The organism is Mycobacterium sp. 1245801.1, from assembly GCF_001673055.1.
Classification (GTDB): domain Bacteria; phylum Actinomycetota; class Actinomycetes; order Mycobacteriales; family Mycobacteriaceae; genus Mycobacterium; species Mycobacterium europaeum_A.
The window spans coordinates 18,679-28,462 of record NZ_LZKY01000398.1 but is presented as its reverse complement, the minus strand read 5'-3'; the positions used below and the strand labels follow the sequence as shown (position 1 = coordinate 28,462).

Genomic DNA, 9,784 nt, shown 5'->3' with positions numbered 1-9,784 from the left:
CCTCCTGATCGGCGACGTGGGCGATCAGCTCCTCGTGAATGCCACGCCCGACGTATGCCAGATCGATCGTGTGCACGTCGCCATCCGCGACGGGGTCGGCTGGCAAGCACAGCGGCTGCGCCACGTCGCGGTGATCGGCCTGGGTCGGGCCTTGCTGTCCCGACTCAACGACGGGATCGGCTGGAAGGCGTTGAGCGTCAACACCGATCGCCCGCTGTTTTGGTTCCTCGGCAATGCCGAGGTCAAGTCCATGGCCGATCTTCGCGGGCGCCGCCTGGCCGTGCACGCCGCCGATAACCCGCCGGGCGCTTTCGCCCGGATCGTCCTGCGCAAGCACGGCCTAGACCCCGACCGCGACTTGCAGTGCGTGGTGCGGCATCCCGGTGACTACCAGATGGACCTGCGCCGGCTGCGCGACGGTTCGATCGATGCCGCCTACGTGGGCAGCACGCTGTCCCCCGAACAGGTCGCCGCCGAAGAGGGCTTTCACCTGCTGGCCTGGGTCGGCGATCACTTCCAGATCCCCACGGTGGGCGTCGCGGTCGACCCGGTCCACATTCCACCGGATAGCCCCGCGCTGGGGGCCCTCGTCCGGGCCAATCAGCGCGCGCTGCGACTGCTCGCCGAACACCCAAGCCGCGCAGTCGAATACGTCAACTGGTTCCTCGACCGGCTCACGCCGCAAGAAGCGCAACGACACTACGAGCGCTACGTCGGGCCCTACTTCACCCCCGACTACCGGGTGGACCTGCGCGTCGCGCAGCAGTCGATCGACGCGGTCGCACGCGAACTCGGCATTGCCCCGGTCGCGGCAGCCGACTTCTACCGGACCGGCTAGTCACAACGGTCGCGCCGAGCGTGCATTCCTGGCGGCAAATCAGCGAAATCTTCACCGTGAGAACATGTTCGGCGCGCGCAGTTGCCGCGGTCGGACGCCCCGACCGGCGGCTAGGCTGCCAGGTCGTCGGCGCGCCGCGCGGCGGCCGCCCGCTTCCCGCTCCGCCAGCCGCGCACGGCCGCGATCGCGGACTTGAGCCCGCGACGGCGCCCGGTGGCCGGATCGGTGCCCAGGAACCCTGGTTCGAGTTCGTCGAACATCCGCTCGCTGCGGGTCTCCGGGGCGTTGTCGGCGTCGTCACGCAGGTACTTGTTCGGCAGCGAGAGCTTGGCCAGCGTGCGCCACGTCTTGGCGTACTGCAACAGGAAAGAGCCTGTGGTGTAAGGCAAGTCGTACTTGTCGCACACCTGGCGCACCCGCACCGAGATCTCGTGCAACCGGTTGCTCGGCAGGTCGGGATACAGGTGGTGCTCGATCTGGTGGCACAGGTTGCCGCTCATGAAGCGCAGCGCGGGGCCGGCCTCGAAGTTGGCGCTGCCCAGCATCTGACGCAGATACCACTGCCCCTTGGTCTCACCGATCATGTCGGTCTTGGTGAATTTCTCTGCGCCGTCGGGGAAATGGCCGCAGAAGATCACCGCGTTGGCCCACACGTTGCGGATCACGTTGGCAACGGCGTTGGCCTTCAGCGTGGACATGTAGGTGGCTCCGGGCGACAGCGAGGTCAGCGCCGGGAACGCGACGTAGTCCTTGAGCACCTGTCGACCGGCCTTGGCCAAGAACTCGTCGACCCGTTGGCGAGCCTCGTCGTTGTCCATCCGCCGCTTGGCGATCTTGCCGAGCTCCACATGCTGCAGGCCGACTCCCCATTCGAAGAGCAGCGCAAGCAGGGTGTTGTACACCAGGTTGAAGAGGTTGAAGCGCTTCCAGCGCTGGTCGCGGGTTACGCGCAGCAGGCCGTAGCCCACGTCGTCGTCCATCCCGAGGATGTTGGTGTATTTGTGGTGCACGAAGTTGTGGGTGTAGCGCCAGTGCTTGGACGACCCGCTCATGTCCCACTCCCAGGTCGAGGAGTGAATCTCGGGGTCGTTCATCCAGTCCCACTGGCCGTGCATGACGTTGTGGCCGATCTCCATGTTCTCGACGATCTTGGCCACGCCCAGGGTCACCGTCCCCGCCCACCAGGCCGAGCGCCGCGAGCTGGCGGCCAGCAGCAGCCGGCCGGTCACCTCCAGCGCGCGCTGGGCCGCGATGGTGCGGCGGATGTAGCGGGCGTCCCGCTCGCCGCGCGAGTCTTCCACGTCCTGGCGGATGGCATCGAGCTCAACGGCCAGGTTTTCGATGTCGGCGTCCGTCAAATGGGCGAATACGTCGACGTCTGTGATCGCCATCGTCGTCATCTCCCTGCGGTGGTTTGTTCAGTCGTAATCGTGTTCCAGACCTACGCTATCGTAACCTACGAAGCCGTAGGTTACCAGTGAGTAGCCTTTATATGTCGAGCACGCAATCGCCGGAAGCGGCGGACACGCAGGTCTGCACCCTGGTCCCCGGGTCGTGCTCCTGGCCGGTCCGCAGATCGCGGACGTGACCCTCCACCAGGCCGACGACGCACGATTGGCAGATCCCCATGCGGCATCCAAAGGGCATCTGCACGCCGGCGCTCTCCCCCGCATCCATCAACGACGTCGCGGCGTCGGCACCGACGGTGCGCCCGCTGCGGGCGAAGGTGACGGTGCCGCCGGCGCCGCTGGGTGCGGCCTTGGACACCGCGAACCGCTCGAGGTGCAGCTGCTCGCCGATGCCCGCGGCCGACCATGTCCGCTCGGCCTCGGTGAGCATGCCTTCCGGACCGCAGGCCCAGGTCTGGCGTTCGCGCCAGTCCGGCACCTCGCGGTCCAGCACGGAGAGGTCGAGCCTGCCCTGGCTGCGGGTCTCGCGCAGCCGCATCCGATAGCCGGGGTGCTCGTCGGCCAGGGCGGCCAATTCGGCGCGAAACATCACGTCGGATTCGGTGGGCGCCGAGTGCAGGTGGACGATGTCCCCAATCTGGTTGCGGCGCACCAGTGTTCGCAGCATGGACATCACCGGCGTGATCCCGGAGCCCGCGGTGAGGAACAGGATCGATGGCGGCGCGGGGTCGGGCAGCACGAAGTTGCCCTGCGGCGCGGCCAGCCGCACGATGGTGCCCGGCTCGACACCGGCCACCAGGTGCGACGACAGGAATCCCTCGGGCATCGCCTTGACCGTGATCGTCACCGTGCGGGCCGGATCGGCCGCCGAGCGCGGGGTCTTGCCGGCCGGGGCCGAGGTGAGCGAATACGACCGCCAGCGCCAGCGCCCGTCCATCAGCAGTCCGATGCCGATGTACTGGCCCGGCTGGTAGTCGAAGTTGAAGCCCCAGCCCGGCTTGATCACCAGGGTCGCGGAGTCCTCCGTCTCGCGGCGCACCTGCAGGATGCGGCCCCGCAGTTCGCGCGCCGACCACAGCGGATTGGCCAGATGCAGGTAATCGTCGGGCAACAGCGGCGTGGTGATACGCGCGGCGAGCTTGCGCAGCGCATGCCAGCCGGGATGCCGGTCCGCGCCGGCGACAACAGGTCGCTTGGTGTCGACGACGTTGCCCGTGATCGATGGGTTACGTCTGCCCAGGGGAAGCTCCTGCTCACTACGCGGCATCTGACTGACGCTCACATTGTGATCGATTCTGTGTGCTTCACGAAACCTACGGTACCGTAACCTACGGTGTCGTAGCTAGCGCTGCGGCGAGGACTGCCTCACATTCGGCGTCACATCAGCTCCAGCAGAAATGGCAGCTCCTGGTTGGCGTACCAGGCCAGATCGTGGTCCTGGGCGTCGCCGACGATCAGGTCGGCATCCTCGTCGCCCAGGTCGGCGGCGTCGACGGCCTCGATCGCCCGCACCACCGCCGATTCGGCGGCGGCGTTGTCGACGTAGGCGGCGATCACGTGATCGATCGCAACCGGGCCGGCCAGCCTGACCACGGCGTCGTCGAGGTCGGGACGGTACGTGACGCCCTCGACGTCGGCGGCCAGCACGGCTCGGCGCGGCGGCGGCGACTCCGACGGCGCTTCGGCCCCCTGGGCCGCCAGCAGGCGCAGGGAGGCCAGCGCCGCCTCGCGCAGTGCGACGTCGGCGAGCTCGTCGTCGTCGCCCTCGGCGTAGGCCTCCCGCAGGGTCGGCGTCAGCGCGAACGCCGTGCCATTGACCGGCCACAACGAACCGTCGGCGACCAGCTGCTGCAGCATCGGCACCGTGGCCGGGATATAGACAACGGTCATGGGGGCTAGATCAGCGTGGCCGCGTAGTCGGCGACGTACGTCGACAGCTCACGCGGCGGGCGCTGGTAGTTGCCGCTGACGACGGGACGCCCGGGCAGCTTGACCTTGGGCGTCTCGACCTCGCGGTAGGGAATCGTGGACAACAGATGGGCCATCATGTTCAGTCGCGCGTGTTTCTTGATATCGGATTCCACCACGTACCACGGACTCTCCGGGGTGTCGGTGTGCACCATCATCTCGTCCTTGGCGCGTGAATAATCCTCCCATCGGTATACCGATTCCAAATCGATCGGGGACAGCTTCCAGCGCCGGACGGGGTCGTTCAGTCGCGCTTTGAACCGGCGCAACTGCTCGGCCTCCGACACCGAGAACCAGTACTTGCGCAGCAGTATCCCGTCGTCGATGAGCATCTGCTCGAATATCGGCGTCTGCCGCATGAACAACGCGTACTCCTGCGGCGTGCAGAAACCCATGACCTTCTCGATGCCCGCCCGGTTGTACCAGGACCGGTCGAACAGCACGATCTCGCCCTTGGTGGGCAGGTGGGCGATGTAGCGCTGGTAATACCACTGGCCGCGTTCGCGATCCGAGGGCACCGGCAGCGCGGCGATGCGGGCGATCCGTGGGCTGAGGTACTCGGTGATCCGTTTGATGGCACCGCCCTTGCCCGCGGCGTCGCGGCCCTCGAAGAGCACCACCACCCGCGCCCCGGAATAGCGCACCCATTCCTGCAGCTTCACCAATTCCGTTTGCAGCCGGAATAATTCGGCTTCGTAGACCTCGTCGGTGATCTTGCGCACGGGCGGGGAAGCCGACTTCTTCTTGTTCGGCTTCGACGGCGCTCCGTCGCTTTTCGCGGTGCTCACAGCAAACGAATGATAGCCCCACGCAGGGGTTTTCACCGCAGACTAGGACCGGGAAGCCTCCAGCAGTTCTTCGAGCGCTTGGTGCAGCAGGCCGGGCAGCAGCTCGACATCGCTCATGGCCTCGCGGTCGGCGTTGATTCCGTAGTACAGCTCGCCGTTGTAGGACGTCACCCCGATGGCCAGCGCCTGGTTGTGCAACAGCGGGGGCACCGCGTACGTCTCGAGCAATTTGGTGCCGGCGATGTACATCTGCGACTGGGCGCCGGGCGCGTTGGTGATCAGCAGGTTGAACGTTCGCCTGGAGAAGCTCGGGAAACCGGTCGCCACCCGAATGCCCATGGCGTGCAACGTCGGTGGGGCAAAACCCGACAGCGTGACGATGGTCCGGGCGTCCACCAGATGCGCGGCCGTCGGGTTCGACTCGGTGGCGTGGGCGATCTGCGACAATCGCACCACGGCGTTGGGCTCGCCCACCGGAAGGTCGACGAGGAAGGGCATCACCTGGCTGATCGCCTGACCGGGGCCGCTGGCGTCGAGGTCGCCGTCGTCATACACCGGCAGCGGCGCCATCGCCCGCACGGTCGCGGTCGGCGACACCGCCACCCCGCGCGACATCAGCCAGTTACCCAGGGCGCCGGCGATCACGGCGAGCACCACGTCGTTGACGTCGCAGTCGTAACGCGCGCGCACGGCGCGGTAGTCCTCGAGGCTGCCGCGGGCGACGGTGAAGCGCCGATGCCGTGACACGGTGGCGTTGAGCGGGCTGCTGGGCGCGGCGCGTCGGGCCGCGGTGCGTACGAAGTCGACGGCCCGGCGACCGGCGTCGAGCAGCTCGGTGTGGCTGGTCACCAGGCCACCGATCATCGAGCCGACGGCCTGCAGCTGGGCGCCCGGGCCGGTGACCCACTCGCTGACCGCGCCCAACATCAGCCGGGTGTCGCCGGGATCGCGCTCCGGTACCCAGATGTCCTCGGGAAACGGTGGCGGGCGTTTCGTCCGGTCGGCGATCACGTGGTTGATCTCCAGCGCGGACATGCCGTTGATCAGCGCCTGATGCGACTTGGTGTACAGGGCCACCCGGTTCTTGGACAGGCCCTCGACCAGGTACATCTCCCAGAGCGGGCGCGACTTGTCCAGCGGCCGCGCGGCCAGGCGCGCGATCAGCTCGTGCAGCTGCTCGTCGCTGCCCGGCGAGGGCAACGCCGAACGCCGGACGTGATAGGTGATGTCGAAGTCGTTGTCGTCGAGCCACACCGGCCGGGCCGTGCCGACCCGCACTTCCCGCACCTTCTGCCGGTAGCGCGGTATCTGCGGCAGCCGCTGCTCGACGGTGGCGAGCAGCGTTTCGTAGCTCAAGCCCGAACGGGGGCGGCGCAGGATCGCCAGCGATCCGACGTACATGGGGGTGGCGGTGTTCTCCAGCCGAAAAAACGATGCGTCCGGCGGGGACAAGCGACTCACCATGCGGCGCTGTCCTCCTGGTCAGTTCGTCGCCCGTGTGCGGGGGCCCCGGGCCCTGGGGGCCCCGTCCCGCCCACGGTAACCGGGCGCCGCCGCGCTAACTCCGCGTGGGTACGCGTGCGGACGAGTTGTGCCATGATGACCACTGACTAACCACTGTCTGCCCCTCTCCAGCAGGCTTGCGGTCCGGCCGAAGACTTGGAGAGTGCGCGTTGAACACCAATCCGGTTGCTAATCCAGCTGACGCTTTCACCGTCATACCAGTCGTCGATTACGAACCGCCGACGCAGGACGTGTCGCACCCCACCCCGCAGTGCCGTCAACCCTCGCGGCCCCCGTTACGCCGCCGCAGCACCCACGCAGCGCCGCGGCCCTATACCGGCCCGCCCAGCAGGGCGGCCGCACCGGATCGCGACGAGGTCATGTCCGCGCGGCTGCGTCAGGCGGCCGTCTTCGCCGACGCCGCGCTGCGCCGGGTGCTGGAAGTCATCGACCGGCGCCGTCCGGCCGTCCAGCTGAATCCGCTGCTGGCCCCGAGCCTGGTGGATTCCGTGGCCGCGGTCGCCCGCTCGGCGGCGGGCCAGGCGGGCGCTCGGCGCGGTGCGGCGGTGCTGCGCCGCACGCGGCTGCAGGCGGCCGGTCACCGGGACCCGGACTCGGCGGCCGAAGTCTTCGGTTCCTATAGCCGCGGCAACCGAATCCATGCCATCGCCTGCCGCGTCGAACAGGTCAGCGCGGCGGGAAGTACCCGGTGGATGGTGGTGGCCCTGCACATCGGCTGACTGGAGGGCTGAGCCGGCCGGGGTCAGGCCGGTGCGGCGCCGGCCGGCCGCGGGCCGCCGACGTAGCGGGTGAGCACCGGCCCCACGATCGCCATGATGAACACGTAGGACGTCGCCAGCGCGGCGACCGCGGGCAACGACTTGCCGGCCAAACCGATGATGATCAGCGAGAATTCGCCCCGGGCGATCAGCGCGGTGCCCGCGCGCAGCTGCCCGCGCCGCGCCACCCCGTCGTGCCGGGCCGCGAACACCCCGGTGGCCACCTTGGTCGCCGCGGTCACCACGGCCAGGATCAGCGCCGCCGGAAGCATCGGAACCAACTCGTGCGGGTCCACCGAGAACCCGATGGCCAGGAAGAAGATGGCGGCGAACAGATCCCGCAGCGGGCCCAGCACCTGGCGGGCCCGCTCGGCCGTCTCACCGGTCAGGGTCAGGCCCACCAAAAACGCGCCGACGGCGGCCGAGGCGTGCAGGGACTCGGCCATGGCCGCCACGATAAGGGTGATGCCCAGCACCCGCAGCATGAGCTGTTCGGAGTCCGGGTGCTCCACCAGCCGGTCGACGTGGTGGCCCCACCGGTAGGACGCGGCGAACGCGGCCACCAGGGCGCCCACCGCCACGACCATGCCGCCGACGGCGTGCAGCCACCCGCCGCCGGATGCCAGGACCGCGAACAGCGGAAGGTAGGCGGCCATCGCGAAATCCTCGAGCACCAGCACCGACAGCACCGCCGGCGTCTCCCGGTTGCCGAGCCGATGCAGGTCCTCGAGCAGCCGCGCGATGACGCCCGACGAGGAGATGTAGGTGACGCCGGCCAGGCACAGGATCGCCACGCCGTCGAGCCCCAGCAGCCAGCCGGCGATCGCGCCGGGCGCGGCGTTGAGAACGATGTCGACGGCCGCCGACGGCAGATGGTGGCGCATGCTGGCAGAGAATTCGGCCGCCGAGAACTCGCAGCCCAGGGTCAGCAGCAGCAACACGACGCCGATGGGCGCGCTGGTCGTGATGAACTGCCCGCCGGCCGCCACCGGCAGGATGCCGCCGTTGCCCAGGGCCAGGCCGGCCAGCAGGTACACCGGGATGGGCGACAACGCGAATCGGCGTGCGGCGGCGCCCAATACGGCCAGGGTGGCCAGGAGGGCGCCGAGTTGGAGCAGCAGCGTCCCCGAAATCTGCACCGGCTCAGCCTTTGTCGATAATCTTCTCGACGCCCGCGATTCCGTCTTCGGTGCCGATGACTATCAGAACGTCTTGGACGTGTAGCATTTCGGAGGGCCCGGGTGAGGCGAGCACCTCCTCGTTGCGCACGATCGCCACGATGGATGCCCCGGTGCGGGTGCGCGCCCGGGTGTCGCCCAGCGGGTGATCGACGAACGGGCTGTCGGCCAGGATGTGCACCTGGCCCGTCTCGAGCCCGGGGATCTCGCGGGCCAGCTCGGTGAACCGTTCGGCGATCCGCGGCGCCCCCAGGATCTGGGCCACGGCTTCGGCCTCCTGGTCGCTGAGGTGCAGCAGCGGCCTGGCTTCGTCCGGGTCGTCACGGGCATAGACGACAACGTCGAAATCGCCGCTGCGCCGCGCGATGATGCCGATGCGGTCGCCCTTCTGGTCGGTGAACTCGTAGCGCAGACCGACCCCGGGGAGCAGCACCTCCTTGACGTCCATACCGTCAATCCTGACAGGTCGCGCGCCGCCGGTGTCGCCGGGCGCGGATCTTTTTGCCGCCCGAAAGTTAGTGCAGCTCGGCCGGTTGGGTGGGGCCACTGCGCGACCGGCGCCCCAGCGGCAGCAGCATCGGCACCTGTCGGCGGTAGTCGCGGTAGTCATCGCCCAGCGCGGCCACCAGGTCGCGCTCTTCGAATTGCGTGGCGATCAGGATGTAGCCCGTCATCACGATGGAGAAGAGCAGATGTCCGGCGGTCATGGTGGGTACCGCCCAGAACGCGAGGACGAAGCCGAGCATCAGCGGGTGGCGCACCAGGCGGTAGAAGAACCGGACGCGGAATTCGAGGTTGGTGTAAGGCCTTGCGCGCCAAGCCAAATAGACCTGCCGGAGCCCGAACAGGTCGAAATGGTTGATCATGAACGTCGACGCCAGCGCGATGGCCCAGCCGAGCCAGAACAGCGTCCACAGCGCCAGGCGCCCGGCCGGCAGCTCCACCTTCCAGAGGACGGCCGGCATCGTCCGCCATTGCCAATAGAGCAGCACCAGCACGACGTTGGACAGCATCACGTAGGTGCTGCGCTCTATCGACGGCGGCACCAGCCGCGTCCACCTCGCCTTGAACCCCGGCCGCGCCATGACGCTGTGCTGGAGGCCGAACACGCCGAGCAGGATCATGTTGACCAACACCGCCTGGCCGACGGGCGCCGAGAGCCCGTGATCGACCGTTCGCGGCACCCAGAAGTTGCCCAGGAACGCGACGAGATAGAGGAACACGGCGAGAAAGAGCAGATAAGCGGCGGCGCCGTAGCCGACCGTCAGGTAACGCCTCATTAGCTGATTGTGCGCCTAGTCGACGCCCACACATATAGGGC

Annotated in this window: 10 protein-coding genes; 2 read left to right on the top strand and 8 right to left on the bottom strand. The window is 68.2% G+C overall.

What is annotated here, in order from left to right:
• Nucleotides 1–838 (top strand): ABC transporter substrate-binding protein (locus A5622_RS25170; RefSeq protein ID WP_156753088.1); only part of this gene is annotated, 838 nt, incomplete at its 5' end.
• 110 nt (nt 839–948) lie between these two features.
• Here the strand turns inward: A5622_RS25170 and A5622_RS25165 are convergent.
• From A5622_RS25165 to A5622_RS25145, 5 genes are all read right to left on the bottom strand, one after another.
• Nucleotides 949–2,229, bottom strand: a complete 1,281-nt coding sequence (locus A5622_RS25165) for a fatty acid desaturase (protein ID WP_066881909.1) — start codon at nt 2,227–2,229, stop codon at nt 949–951.
• A gap of 97 nt (nt 2,230–2,326) precedes the next feature.
• Complete coding sequence (locus A5622_RS25160; protein WP_369806940.1) at nt 2,327–3,514, bottom strand: ferredoxin reductase; 1,188 nt, start codon at nt 3,512–3,514, stop codon at nt 2,327–2,329.
• 110 nt (nt 3,515–3,624) lie between these two features.
• Nucleotides 3,625–4,137, bottom strand: a complete 513-nt coding sequence (locus A5622_RS25155) for a hypothetical protein (RefSeq protein WP_066868031.1) — start codon at nt 4,135–4,137, stop codon at nt 3,625–3,627.
• A 5-nt stretch (nt 4,138–4,142) separates the two neighbouring features.
• A complete protein-coding gene (gene ppk2 / locus A5622_RS25150) occupies nt 4,143–5,003 on the bottom strand; it encodes a polyphosphate kinase 2 (RefSeq protein ID WP_066881900.1) in 861 nt (286 codons plus the stop codon).
• 42 nt (nt 5,004–5,045) lie between these two features.
• On the bottom strand, nt 5,046–6,467 hold the full coding sequence (locus A5622_RS25145) for a wax ester/triacylglycerol synthase family O-acyltransferase (RefSeq protein ID WP_066868037.1): 1,422 nt from the start codon (nt 6,465–6,467) through the stop codon (nt 5,046–5,048).
• A 209-nt stretch (nt 6,468–6,676) separates the two neighbouring features.
• On the opposite strand from A5622_RS25145, the gene A5622_RS25140 reads away from it, so the two are divergent.
• On the top strand, nt 6,677–7,246 hold the full coding sequence (locus A5622_RS25140) for an Rv3235 family protein (protein ID WP_232003043.1): 570 nt from the start codon (nt 6,677–6,679) through the stop codon (nt 7,244–7,246).
• A 23-nt stretch (nt 7,247–7,269) separates the two neighbouring features.
• On the opposite strand, the gene A5622_RS25135 is transcribed toward A5622_RS25140, so the two are convergent.
• The 3 genes from A5622_RS25135 to mddA all read right to left on the bottom strand — a co-directional run bounded on the left by A5622_RS25135 (nt 7,270) and on the right by mddA (nt 9,743).
• A complete protein-coding gene (locus tag A5622_RS25135; RefSeq protein ID WP_066868044.1) occupies nt 7,270–8,424 on the bottom strand; it encodes a cation:proton antiporter in 1,155 nt (384 codons plus the stop codon).
• Between the two features lie 4 nt (nt 8,425–8,428).
• On the bottom strand, nt 8,429–8,911 hold the full coding sequence (locus tag A5622_RS25130; RefSeq protein WP_066868047.1) for a cation:proton antiporter regulatory subunit: 483 nt from the start codon (nt 8,909–8,911) through the stop codon (nt 8,429–8,431).
• 67 nt (nt 8,912–8,978) lie between these two features.
• Nucleotides 8,979–9,743, bottom strand: a complete 765-nt coding sequence (gene mddA, locus A5622_RS25125) for a methanethiol S-methyltransferase (protein WP_066881898.1) — start codon at nt 9,741–9,743, stop codon at nt 8,979–8,981.
• Nucleotides 9,744–9,784: the final 41 nt, after the last annotated feature.

Bases quoted from the DNA above. Each gene is read 5' to 3' on its own strand.
- A5622_RS25155 (WP_066868031.1), bottom strand. From the start codon at position 4,137: ATGACCGTTGTCTATATCCCGGCCACGGTGCCGATGCTGCAGCAGCTG.
- mddA (WP_066881898.1), bottom strand. From the start codon at position 9,743: ATGAGGCGTTACCTGACGGTCGGCTACGGCGCCGCCGCTTATCTGCTC.
- A5622_RS25165 (WP_066881909.1), bottom strand. From the start codon at position 2,229: ATGGCGATCACAGACGTCGACGTATTCGCCCATTTGACGGACGCCGAC.
- A5622_RS25160 (WP_369806940.1), bottom strand. From the start codon at position 3,514: ATGCCGCGTAGTGAGCAGGAGCTTCCCCTGGGCAGACGTAACCCATCG.
- A5622_RS25130 (WP_066868047.1), bottom strand. From the start codon at position 8,911: ATGGACGTCAAGGAGGTGCTGCTCCCCGGGGTCGGTCTGCGCTACGAG.
- A5622_RS25145 (WP_066868037.1), bottom strand. From the start codon at position 6,467: ATGGTGAGTCGCTTGTCCCCGCCGGACGCATCGTTTTTTCGGCTGGAG.